General features: G+C 63.4%; 23 protein-coding genes. 11 read left to right on the top strand and 12 right to left on the bottom strand.

The window, feature by feature from the left end:
- Nucleotides 1–43: 43 nt before the first annotated feature.
- Together ACYOEI_RS26380 and ACYOEI_RS26375 are read right to left on the bottom strand one after the other, a co-directional pair.
- Nucleotides 44–400, bottom strand: a complete 357-nt coding sequence (locus ACYOEI_RS26380; protein WP_462852649.1) for an ArsR/SmtB family transcription factor — start codon at nt 398–400, stop codon at nt 44–46.
- Between the two features lie 924 nt (nt 401–1,324).
- Nucleotides 1,325–1,747 (bottom strand): hypothetical protein, encoded by a 423-nt coding sequence (locus ACYOEI_RS26375; RefSeq protein WP_462852623.1) that lies wholly within the window; start codon nt 1,745–1,747, stop codon nt 1,325–1,327.
- Between the two features lie 376 nt (nt 1,748–2,123).
- Here ACYOEI_RS26375 and ACYOEI_RS26370 point away from each other — a divergent pair, with 376 nt between their 5' ends.
- Nucleotides 2,124–2,957, top strand: coding sequence for a hypothetical protein (locus ACYOEI_RS26370; protein WP_462852622.1), 834 nt, complete (start codon nt 2,124–2,126; stop codon nt 2,955–2,957).
- Between the two features lie 285 nt (nt 2,958–3,242).
- On the opposite strand, the gene ACYOEI_RS26365 is transcribed toward ACYOEI_RS26370, so the two are convergent.
- Nucleotides 3,243–4,043 carry a hypothetical protein gene (locus ACYOEI_RS26365; RefSeq protein ID WP_462852621.1) on the bottom strand — a complete coding sequence of 267 codons (801 nt, stop codon included), beginning with the start codon at nt 4,041–4,043 and terminating at the stop codon, nt 3,243–3,245.
- Nucleotides 4,044–4,415: 372 nt separating this feature from the next.
- On the opposite strand from ACYOEI_RS26365, the gene ACYOEI_RS26360 reads away from it, so the two are divergent.
- The 6 genes from ACYOEI_RS26360 (at nt 4,416) to ACYOEI_RS26335 (ending at nt 10,308) form a co-directional block, all read left to right on the top strand.
- A complete protein-coding gene (locus ACYOEI_RS26360; protein ID WP_462852620.1) occupies nt 4,416–5,207 on the top strand; it encodes a 2-phosphosulfolactate phosphatase in 792 nt (263 codons plus the stop codon).
- A gap of 322 nt (nt 5,208–5,529) precedes the next feature.
- Nucleotides 5,530–7,131, top strand: a complete 1,602-nt coding sequence (locus tag ACYOEI_RS26355; RefSeq protein WP_462852619.1) for a glycine--tRNA ligase — start codon at nt 5,530–5,532, stop codon at nt 7,129–7,131.
- Between the two features lie 16 nt (nt 7,132–7,147).
- Nucleotides 7,148–7,987 carry a sugar phosphate isomerase/epimerase family protein gene (locus tag ACYOEI_RS26350; protein WP_462852618.1) on the top strand — a complete coding sequence of 280 codons (840 nt, stop codon included), beginning with the start codon at nt 7,148–7,150 and terminating at the stop codon, nt 7,985–7,987.
- A gap of 2 nt (nt 7,988–7,989) precedes the next feature.
- Nucleotides 7,990–8,523 carry a hypothetical protein gene (locus tag ACYOEI_RS26345; protein WP_462852617.1) on the top strand — a complete coding sequence of 178 codons (534 nt, stop codon included), beginning with the start codon at nt 7,990–7,992 and terminating at the stop codon, nt 8,521–8,523.
- A gap of 191 nt (nt 8,524–8,714) precedes the next feature.
- Nucleotides 8,715–9,350, top strand: coding sequence for an RNA polymerase sigma factor (locus tag ACYOEI_RS26340; RefSeq protein ID WP_462852616.1), 636 nt, complete (start codon nt 8,715–8,717; stop codon nt 9,348–9,350).
- A 4-nt stretch (nt 9,351–9,354) separates the two neighbouring features.
- Nucleotides 9,355–10,308 carry a hypothetical protein gene (locus ACYOEI_RS26335; RefSeq protein ID WP_462852615.1) on the top strand — a complete coding sequence of 318 codons (954 nt, stop codon included), beginning with the start codon at nt 9,355–9,357 and terminating at the stop codon, nt 10,306–10,308.
- 84 nt (nt 10,309–10,392) lie between these two features.
- On the opposite strand, the gene ACYOEI_RS26330 is transcribed toward ACYOEI_RS26335, so the two are convergent.
- From ACYOEI_RS26330 to lysS, 6 genes are all read right to left on the bottom strand, one after another.
- Nucleotides 10,393–10,926, bottom strand: coding sequence for an NUDIX hydrolase (locus ACYOEI_RS26330; RefSeq protein ID WP_462852614.1), 534 nt, complete (start codon nt 10,924–10,926; stop codon nt 10,393–10,395).
- Between the two features lie 218 nt (nt 10,927–11,144).
- Nucleotides 11,145–11,600 carry a universal stress protein gene (locus ACYOEI_RS26325; protein ID WP_462852613.1) on the bottom strand — a complete coding sequence of 152 codons (456 nt, stop codon included), beginning with the start codon at nt 11,598–11,600 and terminating at the stop codon, nt 11,145–11,147.
- 13 nt (nt 11,601–11,613) lie between these two features.
- A complete protein-coding gene (gene ilvE, locus ACYOEI_RS26320) occupies nt 11,614–12,477 on the bottom strand; it encodes a branched-chain-amino-acid transaminase (protein ID WP_462852612.1) in 864 nt (287 codons plus the stop codon).
- Between the two features lie 81 nt (nt 12,478–12,558).
- Nucleotides 12,559–13,269, bottom strand: coding sequence for an ABC transporter ATP-binding protein (locus ACYOEI_RS26315; protein ID WP_462852611.1), 711 nt, complete (start codon nt 13,267–13,269; stop codon nt 12,559–12,561).
- Nucleotides 13,270–13,478: 209 nt separating this feature from the next.
- Nucleotides 13,479–14,882 carry an ABC transporter permease gene (locus tag ACYOEI_RS26310; RefSeq protein ID WP_462852610.1) on the bottom strand — a complete coding sequence of 468 codons (1,404 nt, stop codon included), beginning with the start codon at nt 14,880–14,882 and terminating at the stop codon, nt 13,479–13,481.
- 183 nt (nt 14,883–15,065) lie between these two features.
- The gene (lysS, locus tag ACYOEI_RS26305) at nt 15,066–16,538 is read right to left on the bottom strand and encodes a lysine--tRNA ligase (RefSeq protein ID WP_462852609.1); all 1,473 of its coding nucleotides are present in this window, start codon (nt 16,536–16,538) and stop codon (nt 15,066–15,068) included.
- Between the two features lie 687 nt (nt 16,539–17,225).
- Here lysS and ACYOEI_RS26300 point away from each other — a divergent pair.
- The 3 genes from ACYOEI_RS26300 to ACYOEI_RS26290 all read left to right on the top strand — a co-directional run bounded on the left by ACYOEI_RS26300 (nt 17,226) and on the right by ACYOEI_RS26290 (nt 21,496).
- Nucleotides 17,226–17,888, top strand: coding sequence for a BPL-N domain-containing protein (locus ACYOEI_RS26300; RefSeq protein WP_462852608.1), 663 nt, complete (start codon nt 17,226–17,228; stop codon nt 17,886–17,888).
- Between the two features lie 95 nt (nt 17,889–17,983).
- Nucleotides 17,984–18,379 (top strand): VOC family protein, encoded by a 396-nt coding sequence (locus ACYOEI_RS26295; RefSeq protein WP_462852607.1) that lies wholly within the window; start codon nt 17,984–17,986, stop codon nt 18,377–18,379.
- 96 nt (nt 18,380–18,475) lie between these two features.
- Nucleotides 18,476–21,496: a PVC-type heme-binding CxxCH protein gene (locus tag ACYOEI_RS26290; protein ID WP_462852606.1), complete on the top strand. Its 3,021-nt coding sequence runs from the start codon at nt 18,476–18,478 to the stop codon at nt 21,494–21,496.
- Between the two features lie 198 nt (nt 21,497–21,694).
- On the opposite strand, the gene ACYOEI_RS26285 is transcribed toward ACYOEI_RS26290, so the two are convergent.
- From ACYOEI_RS26285 to ACYOEI_RS26275, 3 genes are all read right to left on the bottom strand, one after another.
- Nucleotides 21,695–22,423: an esterase family protein gene (locus ACYOEI_RS26285; protein WP_462852605.1), complete on the bottom strand. Its 729-nt coding sequence runs from the start codon at nt 22,421–22,423 to the stop codon at nt 21,695–21,697.
- Between the two features lie 34 nt (nt 22,424–22,457).
- A complete protein-coding gene (locus ACYOEI_RS26280; RefSeq protein WP_462852604.1) occupies nt 22,458–23,054 on the bottom strand; it encodes an SGNH/GDSL hydrolase family protein in 597 nt (198 codons plus the stop codon).
- Nucleotides 23,055–23,616: 562 nt separating this feature from the next.
- Nucleotides 23,617–24,441 carry a cyclase family protein gene (locus tag ACYOEI_RS26275; protein ID WP_462852603.1) on the bottom strand — a complete coding sequence of 275 codons (825 nt, stop codon included), beginning with the start codon at nt 24,439–24,441 and terminating at the stop codon, nt 23,617–23,619.
- Between the two features lie 183 nt (nt 24,442–24,624).
- Between ACYOEI_RS26275 and ACYOEI_RS26270 the strand changes: the two genes are divergently transcribed.
- On the top strand, nt 24,625–25,461 hold the full coding sequence (locus ACYOEI_RS26270) for a SirB1 family protein (protein WP_462852602.1): 837 nt from the start codon (nt 24,625–24,627) through the stop codon (nt 25,459–25,461).
- Nucleotides 25,462–25,543: the final 82 nt, after the last annotated feature.

Raw genomic sequence — 25,543 nt, 5'->3', positions numbered from 1 at the left:
GGCGTTGTCGCAGGGCCCATGAAATTCACGCGTCGAGATTCGATCAGGCGAGGACGGTCTTGACGACCTCGGCCAGCTCTTCGCCGGTCTCGCTGAGGGCGTAGTAGTTGTTCTTGCCCTGGCGGCGGGGAACGATGATCCCGCCGTGACGGAGGAGGGCGAGGTGATGACTGACGGCGGGCTGGCTCATGTTGAGGTTCTCGCTCAACGCCCCGACGTGCTTCTCGCCTTCGTCGAGCATCAGGATGACCTGGAGCCGGGTCGCGTCGCTGATCTGCTTGAGGAGCATCGCCGCCTTCTGGGCGGACTTCAGTCGGCCCGCCGCCGCGGCTTGGGCCTTGCTCGCCTTGGTCGCCGGGGTCTTCGGGGTGGTCTTCGCTCGTCCGGTCGCCGTCGCCATCATTCCGTCCTTCGTTTGAAAGGTTCCCGGTACGGTCGGGGATAGCCCCTCCGCCTCTCCGAGATTCAGGAAGTCACCAAAAAAAGAGTCGCCTTGGCTGGAGATCCTTCGTCGAAACACAATAGGGAGTGTTCGACACTTCATGGTTAGTCACGAAGATGAATCCTAAAGCGATCTCATTTCGTGTATTGTTCGCATGAAGTGACGCTTCGTCAATCCGAATTTCGCTTATCAGAGAATATCGCCAGGATTTTGTGTCCGATCGATGGGGTTTTGCCGTCCTTGAGGCCGATCCGGACGAAACGCAGACGATATTTTGTTAAAATGTCCTAACATGATGAATTTTTTAGTGTCAATGGTGTGGCGAAGTCCCGGGCTCGATTGTCCCCCAGTCCTCGACGGGCGACGGTCGCACTCGGGCGATTGTGGTGAGCTCGGCCTCGGCGTCGAGGTCCGGAAATCTTCAAGGGCGAAGTAATGTGGCTACCTGTGAGGCTGTCGGGCCGGTCGGGGGGGGAATCGGGCGGAACGCGGAGGGCGCGGATCCGAGTCGACGGTCTAGCATAAACCATGATCGAGCGTCGTGCGACTCCCTTTTACCGCCGGATCGGAAGAATTTAAGGGAGTGTCGTAGTGAAGATCGTAAGAAGGACGACGGCCGGGGAACAAATGTCGAGGGTCGAGACGCGTTGATTCGCCAAGCCACGCTCCGGTTCGTCCTTAGACCGTGGCGATTGGTCCTCGGTTAGGGCCGGCTGCGTCTTCGGCCGAACGTCCGGGGGTGGGGCCGCTGGGACGTTCAGTCAGGGTGGGAGGAGAGGGGAGGGGGGATATCGACTTCGAGGCGCGGCGAATCCGACGGATGCGATCTTCGTCGGCCGGACGTGAGGGGGCCTCGGTCGGATGACCGAGGCCTGGGCGACTTCAAGAGGTGGGCGTCGAGGTCTTCGACGTCGACTTCTCCGACGCGGCCTTCTTCTTGGTCTCGGCCGCAGCCTTGCGCCTGTTGGCGAGCGACTGCTTCTGGGCGTCCGTCAGCACGCCCTCGCACTCGGTGAGCATCTTCGCCTGAATGTCGGCGATCTGCTTCTGCAGGGCGGTGATCTCGTCGTAGTGCTTACCTCGGATTGTGTAGATGCTTTCCTTCTGTTCCGGAGTCAGCCCGAGCTGGCCGAAGAAGTCGGGGACCCGTCGCGAAGGGTTATAGGTGCGCTTCGCCGACGGCGGTGCCTCTTTATCCGACGACTCTTTCGTCGCCGGTTCCTGGGCCGCCGTCGCGATCGCTCCGAGGAGGGCCAAGCCTATAAGGCCCATACCGACACCGCCGAATCGCCGAGGCAAAGTCATCACATCCTACCTTTCAAAACGAAGAACATTGAAAGCGGTCACGATCTCGGTGATAGTGTACAAACCGTTTGGTACCTGGCCAAGTGCTTTTTTCAATGGTTCCCAATTTTTTCGAATCGGGGTCGAGACGGGGTACTTCGAGGTGTTGATGCCCGTCGGTCATAATGATTGACGATGGCGTGCGAACACTTTCTGGCGGCACGGAGTGCGATGTGTTTAGTGCGGATCTCCTTGATCGTGGGGACTTTACCGAGCCATCGCCAGGCGTTACCATGCCCTGAATCCGGACGTCTTTGCCGCCCGGTGGAACCGCGCGGCGAGTTGCCGCCAAGGTTTTTCGACCCACAATGATGTCCGGTCCTGGAGATTCCCTGTTATGGCCTCGGACGCTAAGCCCACGCCGCCCCCCGTGACCCCGACGGTCGTCCAGCGCGACCATGGGATCCGGGTTTTCACCTATCCCAAGCTGATCTTCATCTTCCCGACGTTCCTCGCGGCGATGATCTGCGGGATCGGGATGACTTTGATCGGGGACAAGACGGCCGACCCGCTCAAGGCGAGCGCGTCCGCGCCCGGGGCCAAAGTCGACCACGTGGTCGGCACCAAGACCCCGGTGGTTCTCAAGGATCAACGGTTTCTCACCTCTCAGAACTTGCTCGGCGTCCTGTTCCTCGGGATCTTTGCCTTCAACCTGCTGATCATGGCAATCGACTTCCCGAGGTTTACGGTCGTCGCGATCTTCCTGGTGGTGCTCCTCGTCTTATTCGTCCTACTCTGGATCGGAGCGTACTTCGACTACGACCTGATGGACCCTGCGAAGTGGCTTTTCGGCCAGATCTATACGGTCGCGAACTCCGGCTTCTACTTCATGTTCTCGATGATCCTGTTCGTGATGTTCGCGATCATCTACGTCACGCGATTCCTCGACTACTGGGAGATCTTGCCGAACGAGATCCTCCACCACCACGGCCCGCTCAGCGACCTCGAGCGGTACCCGACCCTGAACCTCAAGTTCGACAAGGAGATCCCGGACGTCTTCGAGTTCGTCATGCTGGGCGCGGGGCGACTTGTCCTGCACGTGACGGAAGAGCGTAAGGCGATCGTGCTGGATAACGTCCTCTTCATCAATCGGAAGGAGGAGGGCCTGAAGCGCCTCATGAGCCGCCTCGAAGTTCGCGTCACGACCGACCAGGAAGTGGCCCAGCCCTGACACGGAGCCCTTTCCAATCGCCCGACGAGGCGAGTGCCCCTCGCCTCTTCCGGTCTTGCAGCGATCGTCGACCTTCGTAACAGGTCGGGACGCTTGCGAATTCCGATGGGCGGTCGGCCTCCTCGAGAGGATAGGGCGAGGCGTCTCGGGAGGATGGTCCGAGCAGACGCGCGGTGCGTGGCCCAGTCTGGGACGATGGCCGGTGAAACGAGAAAGAGGGACGGGCATCCCGCGTCGCGGGTTGCCCGTCCCTCGTCGATTAGGATCGACGCCGTTTGGTCCGTCTCAGACGGCGGCCTGCCCCTTGACCTTCAAGTCTCCGGTCCGAGCTGGGAGGATGCGGATCTCGGATTCGTCGGAGGTGACCGGGATGTGCAGCTTCACCGAGGACTTCGGCATCCCGAGAGGCTTTCCCGAGTTAGCGACGTTCTCGGTCTCCTGGAGGAGCTCCTCGAGGATCACCCCGTTGAGGGTGTTCTCGACGTCGCGGAGGACTCGGGCGATGTAGGCACCGTCGAGCACGCGATGGTCATAGATCAACTTGACTGTGACTTCGCCGGAGGGGGAGATCGGGCCGAAGGTCAAGGTCGTCGTGAGTGGGGAGATCGGGTGGAGCGACTCCGCTCCCAACGCCCCGTAGCTCGTCAGGCCGAACGTGCCGAAGCGTTTGGCCCGCTTGTACCCCGAGACATTCAGCGTGCTCCACCAGAAGAGCCGTCGAATCGGCCGGGGGACCCGGCTGAATTTGAGAGCCCTTCGGTAGACGCCGACGCGCTCCAGCGGCTGATTCTTATAGTACTGGAGCGCATCCTGCAACTGGCCGATCGACTGCTGCTCGGGGGCCCGGAAGAGCCCGACGAAGACGACGTGCTCGCCCTGGAACGTCCTCTCGATGGCGAGAGCACAATTCATCCAGGGATGTTCGTACATCCGCGATGTCGGGAATTCCAGGAGCGCCCGCCGGAGCCAGGGATGTTTCATCCCCACCAGCGAGTACGCCTTCATGAACAGTACGGCCCAGGACGGTCGCTTCGGATGGTTCACGCGAGGGTCGCTCAACGCGGAGACGTTGATGACTCGGCTCACGGGAGTCGAAGGGACCTGACGGGCAAAGTGCACCAGATCGATGATGAATCGTCTGGGCCCGGAAATCGGAAGAATCCTTCCCTTTGGCTCGTGCATCCATGCACCTCGCCCAGGCTGAACCGCCGACCCAGATCCACAAGCGGTCCGGATGGGAAATCGGGTCGGCTTGAGGGCGGCACAGTAACGAAATCGTCCGTTCGTGGGAAGCCGAAGGTTGAGAAAAGGGGACCGGGTCCGGTCGGGCGCGGGGATGTAGGTTCCTTCGGGTGTTGTTGGCGAGGAATGAGGACTCCCCAAGGGGAGGGTTGCCGTGCCATAATCACGGACGAAATGCCTGATAGCGGATCAAGTCTCGCGTTAGGATGATGGCCGATGCCCGATTCCGAAGGTCCGTCGGTGTTCGTTCATTTGCTCCCGAGCTTGATCCCGGAAGGGGCACTCCGGGGCGGGATCGCGGTCGTGCTGGACGTGCTCCGGGCGACGACCGTCATGATCCATGCCCTGGCGTCCGGGTGCGAGGCCGTGATCCCTTGCGGTGAAATCGAAGAGGCCCTGGAGGTGGCCGGGCGACTCCCGCACGGCTCGGCGATTCTGGCCGGCGAACGCCGAGGGTTGCCGATCGAGGGGTTCGACCTCGGGAACTCGCCGGGGGCGTTCACCCGCGAAGTCTGCCAGGGAAAGACGCTGGTCATGACCACGACGAACGGCACGCGGGCGATCCTCGCCAGCCTCGAAGCCGACCGTGTCCTGATCGGGGCGTTCCCCAACTTCGCCTCGACGATGCTCACCCTCCACAACGAACGTCGCGACCTCCACGTCGTCTGTGCCGGGACCGACGGGCAGATCAGCTTCGAGGATACCTTGCTCGCCGGGGCCTTCGCCCAACATATGAAGGATCTGGGCTCGACCCTGAGCAACGACGAGGCGGAGATCGCCGCCGGCGCCTGGTCGAAGATTCATAATTCGCTCTGGTTCAAGGGCGGGGATCCCGAAGGCGAAGCCAACCCCCTGGTTCGCTACCTGAAACGTGGGCGGGGAGGGCGACGCGTCACGGAAATCGGCCTCGTCGAAGACATCCATGTCGCGGCACGTTTGAATGACTCGGACCACCAACTGACTGCCGAATTGCTCCGAGATCCTTTGAGAATCGTGGCCATTCCTTAGACCGAGTGCCCGGAAGTGCCGGGATCCACCGTAATAGAGTTGGAGTACTCCCGTCACGACGCCTGGACGACTCGCCTGGATTCGCAGAGAATGTGCCTGCGGCCGCCCGGGTTCCGAGCGAAGGTGCCGAGTTTCCCCGTCGTTCGCGACGAAGAGAGCGGCCATCGACGGGCGATCCGCGAGGTTTGCGGTGACATTCGACGGTCCCAGTCACGAACCAGACCCTGCAACACGAAGTCAATGCCGGTGAGAGCGGCGGGATCCGCGATCAAGTTTGAGAAATCGGCGGTATCCCCACCCGCATCCAGAGGACGACGACGCGATGGACATGGATAAGCTGGTCTCGCTCTGCAAGCGCCGAGGGTTCATCTTCCCTTCGAGCGAGATCTACGGCGGAATCAACGGGTTCTGGGACTACGGGCCGCTCGGTGTCGAATTGAAGCGGAACATCAAGGATGCGTGGTGGCGCGACAATATCCAGTTGCGCGACGACATGGTCGGGCTCGACTGCTCGATCATCATGCATCCGAAGGTCTGGGAAGCGTCCGGCCACGTCGGCGGATTCAGCGATCCGATGGTCGACTGCCGCTCTTGCAAGGGGCGGTTCCGCGCCGACCAGATCACGGTCCTGAGGATCCAGTATCAGGGGGCGGAAGGCGCCGCGGCCGTACGCTACTACAGTGCGGTCGGCAGCGTGGACGACGTCCGCAAGGCGAACCAGAAGGACCTGGATAAGGACCGAAAGAAGCTGGGGACGGCCCAGGAGGCCGAGTTCAATCTGGCAGCCCAATCCCAGGGCCCCGCCGACGAATATGCCAAGGTCCCTTGCCCGACCTGCAAGGAGGCCGGCACGCTCACCGAGCCACGCAACTTCAACCTGATGTTCGAGTCGCACGCCGGGGCCGTCGCCGACGACGCGAACAAGGTCTATCTCCGTCCCGAGACGGCGCAGGGGATCTTCGCGAACTTCAAGAACGTGGTCGACACGGGGCGGGTCAAGGTCCCCTTCGGCATCGCTCAGGTCGGGAAGAGCTTTCGGAACGAGATCAACCCCCGGAACTTCATCTTCCGCTCGCGCGAGTTCGAGCAGATGGAGATCGAGTTCTTCTGCCATCCCGACGACGCGGCCCAGTGGTACAAATACTGGCGAGACACGCGGTTCCAGTGGTACGTCACGCACGGTCTCCGGAGCGACCGGCTCCGCCTTCGGGACCACGACCCCGACGAGCTCGCGTTCTACTCGACGGCGACGGCCGACATCGAATACAGCTTCCCGTTCGGGGTGAGCGAGCTCGAGGGGATCGCCCACCGGGGCGAGTACGACCTCACGCAGCACCAGAAGTTCAGCGGCAAGGACCTCAGCTATTTCGATGAGGACCGCTGGGAGCGAGACAAGGCAGGCCTGGGCTTCACGTCCTTCAAGGAGTATTTGAAGCGTCGCGAAGGGGAGGCGAAGGCTGGTTACCCGTACCAGTACCTCCCGCACGTCATCGAGCCGTCGGCGGGGGCGGACCGGGCGACCCTGGCATTCCTCTGCGAAGCCTACAACGAGGACGAAGTCGGGGGCGAGTCCCGCACCGTCCTCAAGTTCCACCCCCGCTTCGCCCCGATCAAGGCAGCCGTCTTCCCGCTCGTCAAGAAGGACGGGATGCCGGAGAAGGCCGAGGCGATCTATCGCGAGCTGAAACGGCAATTCCCGGTCTTCTACGATGAGAAGGGGGCGATCGGCCGACGTTATCGGAGGCAGGACGAGATCGGAACTCCGTTCTGCATCACGGTCGACGGCCAGACCCTGACCGACGGCACCGTGACACTTCGCGACCGCGACAGTTGTCGGCAATGGCGAGTCCCCTCGGAGGGACTGCTCTCGGCGCTCCGGGACCTGTTCGAAGGCCAGCCGATCCCCTCGGGCGTCGGGTCGTGATCCGGAGGGCAACCCGATGAAACCTTGCATCAGCCAAGCCACAACCTTGAGCACGCCCTTCGAGGAGGACCTGACGGCCTATTCCCAGGCCGGCTGGTCCGCCGTCGAACTCTGGCTGACGAAGCTCGAGACGTTCCTGGAATCGCACTCGATCGACGAGGCGAAGACGCGGCTCGCCGAGAACCGGCTGGAGGCGGTCGCCGCCTCGTCTCAGGGGGGCCTCCTCCTCTCGCGAGGCCCCGAGCGCGAGGCCCATTGGGACCACTACCGCCGTCGGCTCGACACTCTCGCGGAGTTGAAGGTGCCGACCCTGATCGTCGTCGCGGATTTCGTCCGCGAGATGGTCTCCGATGACTACGGCCGCGCGGCGGAGTCTCTCGTCGAGGCGGCCGAGCTCGCCCGAGGGGCAGGAGTTCGGCTGGCGCTCGAGTTCCAGAAGTCGGCCAGCTTCTGCGCCAGCCTGGACACGACGCTGGCCCTGATCGCCCAGTGCGGAGTCGAAGGGATCGGGGTCTGCCTCGACGTCTTCCACTACTACACGGGGCCCAGCAAATTCGAGGACCTCGCCTACCTGTCCCCCCAGAATCTCGCCTGGGTCCAGCTCTGTGACCTGAGCGGGGTCCCCCGTGAGCTCGCGGGGGACGCCGACCGGATCTTTCCGGGCGAAGGGGATTTCCAGATCGATCCGATCCTGGACCATCTGGGTTCCATCGGTTACGAGGGCTACGTCTCGCTCGAGGTCCTCAACCCCCAACTCTGGCGCGTCTCGGCCGATCGGGTCGCCGACCTCGGCCTGCACGCGACGCGGCGAACCCTGGGGCGTTGGGATCGGACCGACTCGTTGGGAGGATCCTGAGCGTGGCCTCGGTGGCATTCCAACCTTCGATGGTCGTCTACCGCGAGGAGCAGAACTTCGACTGGCGCGTCTACGTCTTCGTCGTCGCGAGCGAAGTCCTGGTCTGGCTCGGTCTCCTCTGGTTTCACCAGCAACCCGTCCAGCCTGGCGGTGGGCATCGCCTCGGCCTGGTCGAGCTGTCGGTGGTGGCGGGGGTTGGGTTGGTCCTCCCCGCGCTCCTGGTCGTCGGACTCCTCCGGATGACCACCGAAGTCGGCCCGACGGATCTCCGCGTCTGGTTCGGCTGGATCCCGACGTACCGACGGATGATCCCGCTGGGGACGATCCAACGAGTGGAGGTCGTCAGTTACCGCCCCCTGGTCGACTATGGGGGATGGGGGATTCGTCAGGGTCGCGACGGAGTTCGCGTCCTGAACGCTCGGGGGAATCGCGGGGTCCGGATCGACCTTGCGGATGGGACGCGATTCTTGATCGGGAGCCAGCACCCCGAGGACCTCGCTCGGGCGTTGGAGCGGGCGATCCGGCCGGGGTCTTGAGCGTCGCATCCTCTCCCTGAGCCAGGCCTCCCTTCCGCTGTTGGTCCGATGAACGTGTTGACACGCCTTCGACGGCGCTTAGACTAACGATTACAACAGCTTGCGCGGGACTGTTTGCAAATCCTTCCCGATTCGACCCGAAACAAATTCGGCTCATAACCGCGAACACTCCGGCGCGGAAGAACGTACTCATGATGAAGGCGCTTGACACTGATGCGGCGGAAGACCTCGCCCAGACCTCGGACGAGGCCCTGCTTGCCCGCTATCGTGACTCGGGCCAGACCAAGGATTTCGACGCCCTCGTTCACCGCTACGAAAACGAGCTCTACCGTTACCTCGCCCGCTACCTTGGCGACAAGGCGCTGGCTGAGGATGTCTTCCAGAACACCTTCTTGCAGGTTCACCTGAAACGAGCGTTGTACGAAGACGGTAGGCCGGTCCGCCCTTGGCTCTATGCGATCGCCACCCACCAGGCGGTCGACGCGTTGAGGAAAACCGGCCGCCACCCGACGGTCAGCATCGACCAGCGCGTTGCCTCAGGCGAGGCCGACGCGGGGAGCCTGGTCGATATCCTGGTGGGCGAAGAGTCGGATCCGCTGGACGAGCTGCAAGGGCAAGAACGAGCGGAATGGGTCCGTGACAGCGTGGCCAAGCTCCCGGAGACCCTCAGGCAGACGCTGATCCTTGCCTACAACCAAGACCTGAAATATCGCGAGATCGCCGAAATCTTGAAGATCCCCGTTGGGACGGTCAAGTCGAGGCTGCACGCCGCCCTTGCGAAGCTCCAACAAATGGCCAAGTCGGCGAATCGAGATGGACACGGTTAATCCCATGAACTCATCAGATATGATCGACTACGCCTTCGGCCAGCTCGATGGAGCCGCCGGTGAGCGTGCCGAGCGGGAAATCGCGGACGACCCTGTCCTTGCGGAATCGCTCGATCGGCTCGGGAGGGCGCTCCACCGCTTGCTCGACGACGGCGACTCGTTCGACCCGCCGGCCGGGCTAGCAAGCCGTACGATCGCATTCGTCTCCGAGAACCGGAGGCGTCGTTCGATCCTTGATTTCGTGCCGACCAAGATCCCGTTTCGGTGGGCGGATGTTGCCGTCGCCGCCGGGATCCTCCTGGCCAGCCTCTTGACGTTGATCCCGGCCATGCGACGTTCGAAGGATAAGATGGATCAAGCCGGTTGCGCCTTCAACCTTCAGCAGTTGGGCGTCAGCCTGGCCCAGTACGCCGCGCAGCACGGACATTTCCCCTACGCTCCTCCGGGCTATCCCAACGCGCCCTCCGGCACGTTCGCGGCCACGCTGCACGACTCCAACCTCCTCCACGACCTCTCGGCCCTGCACTGCCCGTGCAATGGCCCCCACGATAAGACAGCCACGCTCCCGAAGCTGGGCAAGCTCGCCGAATTGCGGTCCGCCTCGTCGGACCGACTTCGCAAATTGCTCTGCTGGGATTATGCCTACCACGCCGGATATCGACACGAGTCTGGCAAGGTCGGGGCCGTACCCGCGGTGCTCACGTCCCGGGTTCCGCTCGTCGCCGACCAACCGCCCCACGACGCGAGCCTGATCCTCGAGGGGAATAGCCCCAACCACGGTCGCCGCGGTCAGAACGTCCTCTTCAGCGACGGCCACTCCTCCTGGTACGACTCGCGTCGGGTCAGCCCCGACGACCTCGACGTCTTCCTCAACGCCCGAAATCAGGCCGGTCCTGGGGTGAACATCCAGGACGCCGCCCTCGTCCCGAGCCTCTGCCCCTTCACCACCGGCTGGTAAAACTCGGGGTGCACGTTCCCGACAACGTACGTCGTCTCTCGGCGGCCGGGCGAATTTCGCCCGGCCGTCTGCGTTTGCGGCCGATCAGCGTCCGGAACGATTCCGGTCGAGGGTGAGAATCGCCACCATCGTCTTCGCATCCTCGATCCGCCCGTCCAGGACCATCTGTACGGCGTCCGCCCACGGGACGACCACCGGCTTGAGCTGCTCGTCGGGTTGGTGGTCCGTCGGGCCGGGACGGAGATCTTCGCAGAGGTAAAGATACATCCGCTCGTTCATGACTCCGGGCGACACGTACCAATCGCGGATCCGGGTGATCTTCCCCGCGACGTAGCCCGTCTCCTCGGTCAGCTCCCGAGGCGCGGTCTCGTCGGGCGATTCGCCCTCGTCGATCGTCCCCGCGGGGACTTCCAGCAGCGTCTTATTAATCGAATATCGATAGTTCTCGATCAAGCAAACATGATCGGGATCCACCATCGGAACCAGGGCGACGGCCCCGCGATGCACGACCACCTCGCGCTCGGCGGAGGAGCCATCGGCCAGGACAACCGTCTGCAACGCCAGGTCGATCTTCCGACCTCGGTAGACAAGACGCCTCGGCTTTGACGTTTCCGACATGGCGGTGCGTTCCTTTCCCCTCTAATAACAAATACGGACGTGGAAATCTCCGTGACACCACCTTGCATGGAGTCGAGCACTCAACTCTCGGTCGAGGATCATTCGAGGGATGGTCCGTCTATGCAACGGCCCGGGGCGAGGATCGCCTCCGGGCAAGGCTCGAAGCGAGGACGGCGGATAACGCGGGGGGGGCGGGCGTCCCTTGCCCTCGAAGTGATTCAGGAGTGATCGTGATCTCGGATCGTGAGGACGGGGCAGGGGGCTTCGCGGATGATGTGCTCGGCGGACGACCCGAGGAGGGCGTGGCTGAGGCCGGTGCGGCCGTGGGTGACGATCACGATCAGGTCGACCGACTTGTCGACGGCCTCCTGGACCATCTCCTCGACCGGATTGCCCCAGCGCGTCGAGGTGACGATCTTCGCCGGCTGGCCCCAGGACGGGTCGACGACTTTCGCCAAGGCCTCGCGCGCGTTTGTCTCGCTCTCGGTATAGAACTCGGGAGGGAGGATCGGGGTCAGCATCGGGTCGGGACCGGCCGGGACGATATCCGAGAGGATGTGCAGCAAGTGGAGCTCGGCACCGAGCCGCTCGGCCAGGCCGCAGGCGTACCGGACGGCCTTGGCGGAATGGGCCGTGAAGTCGGTCGGCGCCAGGATCTTTCGGATCTCGATCACGGGAGCGGCTCCCTCAGCGTTCTTCGCGGACCAGGGAATGGAACCGTCGCAGGAGGTCTCGGGTGACCGGTCCCGGAATGCCCGTGCCGATGGCCCGGCCGTCGCACTCCACGACCGGGATGACCTCGGCCGCGGTCCCCGTCAGGAAGCACTCCTCGGCGGTATAAACGTCGTGCCGATCCATCGAGCGCTCGACGACCGTGTACCCGGCCTCGCGGGCGAGTTCGATGACCGCATCGCGCGTGATCCCCTCGAGGATCCCGGAGTCGATCCCGGGCGTGTGGATCTCGCCTCGGCGGATGACGAAGATGTTGTCGCCCGTGCACTCGGCGACTTCACCTTTGTGGTTCAGCATCAGGGCTTCGAGGCAACCGGCGTTGGTCCCCTCGATCTTGGCCATGATGTTGTTGAGGTAGTTGAGCGACTTGATCCTGGGATTGAGCGCACTCGGGTGGTTGCGCTGGGTCCCCGCGGTGACGATCTTCAGGCCGTGCTCGTACAACTCGGGAGGATAGAGGCTGATCGCGTCGGTGATGACGATGATCTGGGGATCGGTCGTCTTCCTCGGATCGAGTCCGAGGCTCCCGGCACCTCGGGTGACGATGACGCGGATGTAGGCGTCGATCAGCGAGTTGGCCGCGAGGGTGTCGGTGATCGCCGCCGCCATCTCTCCCTTGGAGATCGGGATCTCGAGGTGGATCGAGCGGGCGGATTCGTAGAGCCTGTCGACGTGCTGCTTGAGGCGGAAGACTCGGCCGGAATACGAACGGATTCCTTCGAAGACGCCGTCTCCGTAGAGCAATCCGTGGTCGTAGACGCTGATCTTAGCATCCGCTTTATCGAAGAGCTTGCCGCCGATGTATACCTTGAGGCTCATCCGAATCGCGCTCCGCCACTCGGGCCGGGTCAAATCCGCCCTCTGGGGGGCGGCAAGCCCCCGCCCTTGCCCGACCGTTGGTCAGGCGAGCGCGGGGGCCCACTCCTCGATTCGTCCCTCGGCGAGCCGAACAACCCGGTCGGCTTGCTGGGCAATTTGACCGTCGTGAGTGACCATGATCATAGTGAGTCCGCGCTCTCGGTTCAAGTCACGCAGGAGCTCGAGGACCCCATGACCCGTGGTCGCGTCGAGGTTCCCGGTGGGCTCGTCGGCGAGCAAGAAGGCGGGCGATCCGGAGAGCGCCCGAGCGATCGCGGCGCGTTGCATCTCGCCCCCGGAGAGCTCCGTCGGGTAGTGGTCGAGCCGGTGTCCGAGCCCCACGCGTTCGAGCAAGGCCGCGGCCTCTTTGCGGATCCTCACCCGGTGCGACATGTACGACCAGAGGCCGTGTCGGATCAGGTGGGGCATCATCACGTTCTCGAGCGCGGTGAGCTCGGGAAGCAGATGATAGAACTGGAAGATGAAGCCGAAGGTCCGGTTCCTCAATCGGTCCCGCGTCCGTTCGGGACGGTCGTCGATCCGGCTACCTTCGAGGTAAACCGCACCGACGTCGGGCTCGTCGAGCATCCCGAGCACATGCAGCAACGTGCTCTTGCCCGACCCGCTGGCGCCGACGATCGCCACCAACTCGCCGTGTTCAACCTCCAGGTCGACGCCCCGGAGGACGGGAACCTGGCTCTTCCCCTTGCGATAGCTCTTCTCGATCCCCGTCGCCGATAGATGGATGGCCATCTCGATTGTCTCCCCGGAGAATCCGTCGTCCGTGTCAGATCCGGAGGCATCAACAGGCGCGAACGTCGGGCGGAAGGCACGGATTCAGGGTTCACCGTCCCGGCGGGGCGTCCCAGGCTCACCTTCGCCTAACCCTTTCCTACCTTCCGCCTTCTGCGTCTTCCGACTGCTGTCTCCTGTTTTCTGTCTACTGTCTACTGTCTAACTGCTTACTCGAAGCGAAGCGCCTTGACCGGATGCAACCTTGCGGCCCGCTGGGCCGGCCAGACGCTGGCGGCGGTGGCGATGAAGAGGGCGCCGAAGACGACGCCGACGACGGTCCAGGGTTCGACGAGGGTCGGGATCTCGTTGAAGTAGTAGATGGTGTCGTCGAAGACCCTTCGTCCGGTGAGTACGCTCAGCCCCTTTTCGATGGGGTTGATGTAGTAGACGAAGAGGAGGCCGCCGGCCATCCCGACGCTACTGCCGACGCTCCCCAGGAGGAGTCCGTAAGCGAGGAAGATCCCGCGGACTCCCGAGGTCGAGGCGCCGAGGGCCTTCATGATCCCGATGTCACGGGTTTTCTCGACCACGATCATCGAGAAGATCGCCAGGATCCCGAAACCGGCCACGGCGATGATGAAGAACAAGAGGATGTTCAAGATGCTCTGCTCGACCGAGACGGCCGCCAGCAGCGGGCCTTGCTTCTGCTCCCACGTCGAGACGCGGAAGTAGAACGGATGCATCTTCTCGAGCGCGATCTGGAGCTTGTCTCGGACGACGTTGATGTCCACTCCGGGGCGAACCTTGATCTGGATCTGGTTGACGGCGCCCCGGCCGTCCGGCTGGAGCTGCGAGCGGATTCGCTGGAACCGTTCTAGTGGTACATAGACATGAGTCGAGTCATTCTCGCTCATACCGCTCTTGAAGTAGCCGACGACCGTATAGCTGTCGTAGCCGGGTTCCGGCTTCTGGCTCGCGGTCGGGAAGACCAGGCCGATCTGCGCACCGGGCCTGATGATCACCTCGTCCTTGCCGTTGAAATGGTGGGTCCCGAGTGCCCAGCCGATGACCGCGCCGAACTCCGAGGACTGTTGCTCCATGTCCGCTCGGAGGATCCGTTCCATCTCGTCGTCGACGGAGCCCGAATCCTGGAGAACCTGGCCGGCGGGGGTCGTCGCCATGCGGAGGCTTTCCGGGACCTTGAACGAGGGCTCTATGGGTTTGCTGAACTGGTTGTAGAGATACTTCGCGAAGTCTCCGGTCATCGCCCGCTTCTTCGGGTCGACGCCGATGATCAGGACCTGTCGGGTATATGTCTCGGGCCCGACGTTGAACTTCATGAGCCCGAAGGTCTCGAGCGCCGGGGCGGTTGCCTCGATCATGTCCCCGGCGACCTCGTTGATCCGCGTGATGACCTGTTCCGAGTCGTAGAACCCGTTGATGTCGCGGACCGACTCGACGACGACGTCGGCGAGCACGCCGTGGAGGCGGTCGCGCATCTTCTCGGAGAACCCGGCCATGACCGAGTTCACGACGATCATCGTCGCGACGCCCAGCATGACGCTGATCACACTCGCCAAGGCGATGTATCGGGTGCGAAGATATCGCCAGCAGAGCAAGTATTTGTACACGTCAGGCGCCTCCATACGCCCTGGGATTTGACCTTCGACCCGATGGTTCGCACGGCGTGCGCCCCGAAGAGACCGAGATCGTTCGGGCCGCCACGGCCCATTCGAGGCGTGGCCAACCTTGGCGTGCCTCGGCGATCGAGAGAATGACGATGCGTTTGGACGGGTCGGCGTTCCCTCGACGCCTTATGAGCTCTGAGGCCGCATCAGCGGGAAGAGGACGACGTCTCGGATGCTCGACCGATTCAACAGGAGCATGCAGAGCCGGTCGATCCCGATCCCCAAGCCCCCGGCGGGGGGCATCCCGTGCTTCAGGGCGCGGACGAAGTCGTCGTCCATCACCGCCATCGAGTCCTCTTCCTTCTGCCCGGCGAGCTGGTTCCGGAACAGGGCCTCCTGGAGTTGCGGGTCGTTCAGCTCGGTGTACGCGTTGGCGAGCTCCATGCCTTTGACGTACAGCTCGAAACGCTCGGCGACCGCCGGGTTCGAGGTCTTTCGCTTGGTCAACGGGCAGATCGCCGCGGGATAGTCGATGACGAAGACGGGGCCGTCGAGGCGATCCTCGACGACCTCCTCGAAGAGCTCGCTCGTGACGACGTCCGGGTCTTTCCCGCGGGTCTCGAGCCCGAGGGCCGAGGCCCGGGCTTCGATGGTCGCGAAGTCCGAGGGGTCGACGTCGGCGTGGATTCGCAGGAGCTCGGCGTAGGTCACGCGAGGCCAAGGGGGGGTGTAATCGACCGTCGAGTCGCCCCAGGCCCGCTCGAAGCCCCCGCCGATCGTCTCGATTGCCCCGACGATGAGCGCCTCGGTCAGGTCCATCATGGAGTGGTAGTCTCCATAGGCCTGATAGGCTTCCAGCATCGTGAACTCGGGGTTGTGCTTGGGGCTGATCCCCTCATTCCGATACACTCGGCCGATCTCGAAGACCTTTTCCATACCACCCACGAGCAGTCGCTTGAGGAAGAGCTCGGGGGCGATCCGCATGAAGAGCTCGATGTCGAGCGTGTTATGGTGCGTGACGAACGGCCGGGCCGCCGCCCCCCCCGCGATCGACTGCATCGTCGGGGTCTCGACCTCGACGTACCCCTTCTCGCCCATCACCTTGCGGAAGGCGGCGACGATCTTCGACCGACCGAGGAACGTCTCGAGGGATTCGGGGTTGCTCGAAAGGTCGACGTAACGCTGGCGGTAGCGCTGTTCGAGGTCGGTCAAGCCGTGCCACTTCTCCGGGGGCGGGGCGAGGCACTTCCCCAGGAAAGTCAGCGCCGTGGCGAAGACCGTGAGCTCGCCGGTCTTGGTCAGCCCGAGCGTGCCGTCGACGCCGATGCGGTCGCGGAGGTCGAGTTCGTTCGCGAGGGCCCATCCGGCCTCGCCGAGCTGATTCTTACCGACAAAGATCTGAATCCTGCCGGTCCAGTCGCGGAGCTCGAGGAAAATCACCTTCCCCTGCCCGCGCCGGAGCATGATCCGCCCGGCGACTCGGACGGTTGGCCCGACGGTGTTGGAGTCGGATCCTTCGGGCAAGCCGAGGGCCCGGACGGACTCGATCGGTTGGTGGCCGTCGAAACGTTGCCCCCAAGGGTCCAGGCCGAGCGCCTCGATCCGCCGGAGCTTCTCCAACCGCACCGATTCCAAGCCGTCGAGGGATTCTTCCGACATCGCACGCCTTCGTTTCGTCGAGCCGCATTCCGAGGCAAACTTGAGCCAAATTGTAGAGAACTCCCAACTTTGGTCAACGCCAACCGAGTTGTGGGCAGAAACTCGGTCTCGGGGACCGTGAACTCGTTGTCGACAGCGTTGGGTCGGTGGCCTATATAATGAACAGGAACACTCAATGAGACCCGGCTTCCACGCGAATGGTTCGGACTTGGCCGCCAAGGCCCAGATGACCGCTTAGAGGAATGCGGCCTCTCCGTGCCTCGACTTCAGCGAGACCGAACGATCGCAGTTGCTATGGAGGAGAGTGGCATGGACGATGGGAGGCGAGCGACATCCCGAGTTCGAATCCTGTCTGTTTTGATATGTTCATCAATAGCTGTGATTATTGGATTGGTCGTTTTTCTCGCCATTGTCTACGGCGCAAAATCCCCGGTTGCCGAGCGGGGACTGGGGATCGCCGGAGTGATCAAGCCGATTCCTTCGGAAGCTCAGCCGCGCTCCATCACGCTCGATCCAAAGACTCGGCCAGCCGTCGCGCCCGCTCCCAGTCCTCCGGCGAATCCCGGCTTCCTCGTGGGGACGGCCGAATCGTTCGAGCCTTTGCCTCTCGCCCCAACGCGCCGAGTACGGATTGCCTACTTTCAAGACCAAGCTTGCTGCGACCCGCTCGATGATCTGACACGGATCGTGAGTTCGGAGTCGACCTGGAGTGGGGATGTCCTCGGTCCCCAGGAAATCCGAGCGGGAGACCTCGCCTCCTATGACGTCGTGCTCTTCCCTGGAGGACGAGCCACGGGCCAACTCCATGCGTTGGGAAATGAGGGCCGTGACGGCGTCCGGCGCTTCGTCGCCGGAGGGGGTGGGTTCGTGGGAATTTGCGCCGGCGGCTTTCTCGCGACGCAACGATATCTGGACCTCGCCAACGTCGAAGTCCTGACCGGGGACCGGATAATTCCTGGCGTCGGACTCCGTTCGATCCAGGCCCGAGGGCCCGGCCAGGCTCGAATCGAGTTGACCGAGGCGGGTGAGTCGATCCTCGGCGGGGTTCCGAAGGTAATCCTCGTCGAATTCGCCGGCGGGCCGATTTTCATCGAGACCGGCAAGTCGGACCGGCCCACGGTCCTGGCCCTGGCGCGCTACCTGACGGAGCTCGCGGATCATGAGGCCCATCGCGGGACCATGATTCAAACCCCTTCGATGATCGCCACCCGATTTGGAGAAGGCCGAGTCATCGCATTTAGCCCCCATCCCGAACGATTGCCGGCCAGCGAGATCTTGGTCAAGGCCGCTCTGCGTTCGGCCGCGAGGCCGCCTTCACCGACCGGCTCTCAACCGGAACCCGCGATGTAGTCGTGGATGAAGCGGTCGACGAATCTCCGATGTCAACGGAGGCCCGTTGTCAGCGTGCCCTCGCCTCGCGTTCCGAATGGTGACACAATAAGGGGATGGCAGGATCGGTCGCGAGCCTCGAATTATCGTTTACCGAAGTCCGCGTCTCGGACTGGCGTCGGGCGGTCGATTGGTACGCGCGGATCCTTGGGCTGAAGGTCGTCCTGGAGGATGCCGAACGTGAGTTCGCGCTCCTGGCCGCGGGCGACGCCAGGCTCGCCCTGAGGGGGTTCGCCGAGTCCGTCCCGCCGGTGTCGGGGCTCCGCCTCGTCTTTCACGTGGCGAGTGTCGATGAGCAGCGGGCCCGACTGATCGGCCTGGGCGTCGAGGTCTCGCCCGCCGTCGATCATCCGATCGAATCGTACCGGGAGGCCCGATTGCGGGATCCCGAGGGTATCCCCCTGACGATTTACAGCCTGTTGCCTTCTCCTTCGCCCCCCACGACCGCCTGACGTCGACCCTACCTTGCCACAACGACCGAGCGACCCGCCTTCCTGCCGCCGCGAAGTCGTTCCGGCGTCGATCACTGAGGATACTGGGAGCATCTGATGCAGTTCGTCCTCGCCCTCATCGTCTCCAGCGTGGCCCAGGCACCGGCCCCTGTTGAGAATGTCTCGACGTTCCCGCCCCGGACCGCGTTCGAGGAGCGCAAGGCGCTCCACGTCCCCGAAGGGTTCGAGGTGCAGCTCGTCGCGTCCGAGCCCGCGATCCAGAAGCCAATGAACATTGCTTTCGACGATCGCGGCCGACTCTGGGTGACGGGGACCGTGGAGTATCCCTACCCGGCCGCCAAGGGGACGATCGCAAGGGACACCGTCAAGATCCTCGAGGACTTCCAGCCCGACGGTCGAGCCGGCAAGATTTCTACGTACGCGGACGGGCTCAACATCCCGATCGGGCTGTTGCCGAACTCGGGAGGGCAGGGGGCCCTCGTCTACAGCATCCCCACCCTCGATCGCTTCGAGGACGTCGACGGCGACGGCAAGGCTGATCGCCGGGCGCCGTTCTACCAGTCGTACGGGTTCCGCGACACCCACGGCATGACAGGCTCGTTCAGTTGGGGGTTCGACGGCTGGATCTACGCCTGCCACGGGTTCTCGAACACCTCGAAGGTCGAGGGGGGGGATAAGGCGTCGATCACGATGAACTCGGGCAACGTCTATCGGATGCGGCCCGACGGGTCCCACGCCGAGTATTTTACGCACGGCCAGGTCAATCCGTTCGGCCTCTCGTTCGACCCGCTCGGGAATCTTTATTCGTCCGACTGCCACACCAAGCCCGTTTATCTCCTCCTGCGAGGGGCCTATTACCCGAGCTTCGGGAAGCCCGACGACGGCCTCGGGTTCGGCCCCGAGATGGTGGCCCACGACCACGGTTCGACCGCGATCGACGGCGCGACCTATTACGCCGCCGACCAATTCCCCGAGGCCTATCGCGGCACCCTCTTCCTCGGCAACGTGATGACCAACCGGATCAATCACGATCGCATCGAGTGGCACGGTTCGAGCCCGAAGGGGATCGAGCAGCCCGACTTCCTCTGGAGCGAAGACAACTGGTTCCGGCCCGTCGACATCGAGCTCGGCCCCGACGGGGCACTCTACGTGGCGGACTTCTACAACCGGATCATCGGCCATTATGAAGTCCCGCTAACCCACCCGGGTCGTGACCACGACCACGGCCGGATCTGGCGGATCATTTATCGAGGGCCGGACGGCAAGGGGAAGGCCGTCGCCCCTCGACGGGAGATCGCGACCGCTTCGACCGACGATCTGATTGACGAGCTCGGCCATCCGAACCTCTTCGTCCGGACCCTCGCCACGAATCGGCTGGTCCTCCGCGAGGACTACCGGATCGACCCTCGGCTCGTCTCGATCGTCTCCTCGGACGGAGAGGTCTGGCAGCGCGTCCACGCCCTCTGGTCCCTCCAACGCCGAGGAACCTTGACGGACGACCTGCTGGAGAAGGCCGCCGCCGACCCCGCTCGCGAGCTCCGGGTTCACCTGATGCGCGTCCTCTCCGAGCGTCGTCCCGCGACCGACCAGACCCTGCGGCTCGCCCGGCAAGGCTTGAAAGACTCCGATGCGTTCGTCCGGCGCCTGGCCGCCGACGCTCTCGCTCAGCACCCCGACTTCGCCAATATCCGGCCGCTCCTCGACCTTCGGGCCGATGTCCCCGCCGATGACACGCACCTGCTCCACGCCGTCCGCTTGGCACTTCGCGACCAGCTCCGCCCTTCGCAGAACTGGGGACAACTCGCGGGCCTTGAGCTGAACGAGACCGACGCTCGCCGAGTCGCCGACATCGCTCCGGGCGTCCCGAGCGCGGAGTCCGCCAACTTCCTCGTCCACCACATCCAGCGGAGCTCCGAGACCCCGGCGAACCGGGTGCGCTACGTCCACCACATCGCGCGCTACGGGAGCGGCGGCACGGGGGGCTCGCTCCTCGCCTTCGTCCGCGGTCGTTCCGAAGACGGCCCCGGGGCGCAGGTCAAGTTACTCAAGGCGATCCAGCAAGGGCTCCAGGAACGAGGCGAAGGTCCCGGGGCGGACCTCCACGAGTTGGCCGCCGAGCTGTCCAGGTCGTTGACCGACTCGAAGGATCAAGAACAGGTCGTCCTGGGGATCAGCTTGGCCGGCTCCTTCCAACTCCGCGAGATGCGTGAGCGACTTGAAACAATCACCAAGAACGGCGACGCTCCCGAGACCGTGCGTATCGAAGCCCTTGCGGCCCTCGTGACGATGGGCCCGCAGGAGACCTCGGGGTTGTTGGCCCTGGTTCTCAACGACGCGACCGCCCCCGTCTCCCTCCGCGAACGATCCGCCTCGGCGCTCTCGTCCATCGACCAGGCCGAGTCCCGCGAGGCCCTGCTCAAGGTCCTTCCCACGGCCCCCGACCGTCTCCAGACGACAATCGCCGCAGGCCTGGCGGCGAGGAAGCCAGGCGCCCAGGCCCTGCTTGACGCGGTCGAGACGGGCAAAGCCTCGGCGCGACTCTTGCAAGAACCACGCGTCGCCAATCCGTTGTCGAACTCCGGCGTTGTCGACTTGAAAGGACGCCTCGATGTCCTCTTGAAGGGGCTCCCGCCCGCCGACCAGCGACTCAAGGAACTCCTGGACCATCGTCGCACGGGTTTTGCCTCATCCCGGCGCGATCCAGCCCAAGGGGCCACCGTCTTCGAGAAAACCTGCGCCGCCTGCCACCAGTTGTCCGGCAAGGGGGCGCGCGTCGGCCCTCAGCTCGACGGCGTGGGAGTCCGTGGCGTCGACCGCCTCCTCGAAGACGTCATCGACCCGAGCCGGAACGTCGACCAGGCCTTCCGCGTGACCAACCTCGCGCTCAACGACGGTCGGATCGTCACCGGCCTCCTCCTCAAGGAAGAAGGGGCCGTCTACGTCCTCGCCGACGCGCAAGGCAAGGAGGTCCGAATCCCCAAGGATCAGGTCGAGGAACGCACCGTCTCCCAGCTCTCCCCGATGCCCGCGAATTTCGTCGACCAGATCCCCGAGTCCGAGTTCTACGATCTGCTCGCATACCTGCTCTCGCAGAAGCAGGATCCGAAGACGCCATGAGTCCCGTCGCGGGCGGAGGCGATGCGCCTCCGCCCGTCGGGAGGTCGTTTGATTGACAGGTTCGCGAATTTTGTTTTAGAATGTTTTTATTGGTAAAATTAATAATTTTACAATGTTTTAGTTTTGTTGCAAGGCCACTGTTCTGACCATGCCGAAGGATAACACTTAAACCTCGTCATCCATTTCGACGGATTGCCTTCACAGGTATTGAGGAACCATCTCCCGCCAATATCGGGGCTTATGAGCCTCCCCCGGCCATTGATGAAGGGCCACTCGTGCCTGCTTCTCACGCAGGGCACATTCGAGGTGCCGGTTATTCTCGGCGATCGGGTCGTCGGCCCCGACGACCAGGGTGATCTCGAGATGGCGGAGTGTTTCGAGGCGGTGGGGCTCCCAGAGATTCGGCAGATAATGGCTGGGAGTGTGGAAATAAATAGAATCGTCGTAATGGCCGTCGAAGAGGCCACGATAGGGGCCGATCGCCGCGGTCAGGTCGTACCGGCCACTGAGGGCGACGACCTTGCCGAACAGTTCCGGATGCCTCAAGGCGATATTCACGGCATGGTAGGCGCCCAGGCTGCAACCATGGGCGATCATGAAAGGATTGGGGTTCAAGTCTCTTGTCAGCGGCAGGACTTCCGAGAGGATGTAGTCTTCATATCGGCAATGCCGATGAATTCGATCGGGGGGTCGCACCCAACTGCTGTAGAGCCCTTCTTCGTCCACGCTGTCCACACAAAAGAGCTGGATCCAGCCCGCCTCGATCTTCGAGCGGACGGCCCCGACCAGGCCCCAGTTTTCGTAGTCGTAGAACTTTCCCATCCGGGAGGGGAAGACGAGCACGCGAGCCCCTTCATGGCCGAAGGCCAGCAGCTCCATGTCTCGTCCCAGTCGGGGACTCCACCATTTGTGATACTCACGCTTCATATCCCCAATTTAGTCGATGGATTTGAAGCATCGGTTAAAAAATGGTGTCTCGATGCGGAAGGATTCGATCCGTCCAGAGTCGATAGCCGGACGGGCTGAGATGCAGGCCGTCATCGGCGTAAAGCCCGGGCTGTGGGCGGCCATCGGATCCGAGCATGGGGGTGTAAATGTCGATGTAATGGGAGTTGGGACGCGAGCGGATCTGCTCGAGGGCCAGCTCGTTCGCCGTGCGGATCGCCTGGTCCAGCCACCATCGAGCGGGGCTGGGCTTGATGGAAATGAACGAGAAGGGGATCAGGCCCAGGTGCGAATCGAGCTTCCGGAGGAGCGATCGCAACGATTCGGAGACCTCGTGGGGCGATCGGCCGTCGCCGATGTCGTTGTCGCCCGCGTAGAGTACGAGCGAGGTCGGCCGTCGAGGGACGACCAGGCGTTCGAAGAAATAGTCGCATGCTGCCAGAGTCGAGCCACCGAAGCCGAGGTTAACAATCCGGTGATCGCCCAGGTCGTCGACCAACGTCGACCACAGCCGGATCGACGAACTGCCGTAAAACGCCACGGGTCGACTCCCGTTCGAGCCGAGCATCGCGGCTCGCTCCAGAGCCTGGACCTCCGATTCATACCACTCCACGACAGATCTCCCTCGGACTCAAGCGGGTCTCAAATCGTCATGAGCCGCGACAGCGGCTGCGACGCGTTGAGCGTGCCAGCCATCGGCGACGAGTTGCCAAGCGTCGGCGACTTGTGCCTGGGAATCCCTCAATCGGAGACGAAGGGGCCCGTTTGACAGACTCCTTACTTTTCGTCGAGTCCACGCCGGAAACTGAGCCATTCGTCTTCCATTATCGCGTGGTCGTCATTGATTTACCGCCAACGGCTCAAGGGACAAGGCCCGCGGCAAACTCATCGGAATTGGCGACCTGCGGCCGTACCGCCCACGGACCCAAAGCCTCTTCGCTGTCGCAATGGCACTTGCGTCGATCGAGTCGATGGTCTCCTTCGATCGCCTGGGCCCGCTTCGAGCTCCGGTCATTCACCGTCCGTTGGATTCCTCGATGAAAAATCGATGACCCGACTCTCCGTGCGATGAACGGGCTTGAATCATGCCCGATCCCGAAACCCGCGGCTGACGTCGTCGAGAGGCCGACACCCGATTTCGGATCTAGTGCCAAGACGTGATTTCGGGCAGGTCCTCATGGCAGGATCGCGATGATCCGCGTCGGGCCTCCGCTCCCGCCCCTAATCTTCATGGGGAGGGCGATGAGGGTGGCGCCAAAGTCGGGAACTTTTTCCAGCGAGGCGACGTTCTCCAGGCCGTAGACGCCGGCGCCGTTCAGGATCTGGTGGGCGATGAAGTCGGTCGACGGGCCGTGGTCGAGGCTGGCAGTGTCGATGCCGACGCCGGAGACCTTGCGGCGGGAGACGAGCCACTCGGCGGCCTCGCGGGAGATGCCGGGGAAGTGGAGGTTCGCGGTGTCGTTGGGACGGTCGGTTCCGAGGTAGCGGGACTTGTCGGGCCAGAAGCGACCCCAACCGGTCCGGACGACGACGATGGCGCCGTCGGGGATTGGACCATGGGCTCGTTCCCAGGCGTCGAGGTCGGTGACGCGAACGCGGTAGTCGCGATCCTTGACGCAATGATTCCGGACGTCGACGACCACGGCGGGGCCGATGAGACGGGTGAGGGGGATCTGGTCGGTCGTCTTTTGGCCCTCCCCGAAGTGGATCGGGCTGTCGAGGTGGGTGCCGCCGTGCTCGCTCGCGGCGAAGTTGGCGGAGGCGTACCAGTGGCCGTCCGCGGTGGCGCCCCACTTGGTCTTTTCCCAGTGGAACGATTGGTCCGTCGGCCAGTAGATCGTGTTTTCGTCGAACGAGTAGGTCAGGTCAATGGACTTGAACGCGATTTCGGCGGACTTCGAGGTCGCGGTCGGCTTCGTGCTCGTTTCCTCGGCAACAGGGGTGCCGGTCCCGAGGATCCCGGCGAGGAAAGTCGCGGCGACGACCATTCTGCGGTCCATTACAGGGGCTCCGTGTGTCGAGGGCGCGAGGCGCTCGGTTTAGAGGTAAGACGTGCGGATTCTGACTACGAGTGGAGTCGAGAAGGTGTGCGACGACCGTCGGGGGCCGTTGCCTCGGACGGTGGGCGCGCGTATCTTTGCCAGGAGTGGAAACGTCGGGGCGTCGATCGCGGAGGTCATCGCGTGCGTTTGCCGTTTGCGGACAGCCCGGAGTTTCGGAAGCTGATCGCCCGGGATTCTCAACCCGACCTCATCCGAGTGGCGCTCGAGATCGCCCGCGACGCCTATCCCGAACTCGAGATCGAGTCGTATCTGCTCCGGGTCGAGGGCCTCGCGTCTCGCGTCCGCGAACGATGCCCGAATTCCGCCAAGATCCGACACGTGCTCGGGCAGATCAACTGGGTCTTGTTCGTCGAGGAAGGATTTCAGGGGAACCGCGACGACTACTACGACCCTCGGAACAGTTACCTCAACGAGGTGCTGGATCGAAAGACGGGGATCCCGATCTCGCTCTCCATCCTCTACTGGACGTTGGCCGAGCGGCTGGGGGTCTCGCTGGGGGGAGTCAACCTCCCTTCGCATTTTATGCTCAGGGTCGGGCACGCCGACTCGACCATCTTCATCGACCCGTTTCATTCCGGTCAACTCCTGGACCGTGACGCGTGCGAGCGTCGAATCGTCGACCTCGTCGGGGAGGCCGCGCTCCTGACCGACGACCAGTTCGCTCCTTGCAGCCTCGAGTTGGTCGTCCTGCGAATGCTCCGCAATCTGAAGGCGATCTATCTCCGGAGCCAGGAGTTCTCGACGGTCCTGCCCGTCCAGAGGCGGTTGGCCGCCCTGGGCAAGGACGAGCCCAAGGAGCTTCGTGATCTCGGGATGCTCTGCCTTCAACTCGATCGCCCCGCCGAGGCGATCGCCCCCCTCCAATCCTACCTCGAGGCCCGTCCCGACTCCGACGACGCCGACCCGATCCACACCCTCCTCCGCGCGGCTCGTCGCGAGGTCTCAACCTGGAATTGATCCGCCTGCATTCCGGTCGCTTTGAAGAAAAAAATGGTCGACTCGCGGGGAAAGTTTGAAGTCCCTCTTCGAGGTCGTCGAT

Source organism: Singulisphaera rosea, assembly GCF_054877945.1.
The sequence above is the reverse complement of the archived record's forward strand: the minus strand, read 5'-3'. Positions and strand labels throughout refer to the sequence as shown.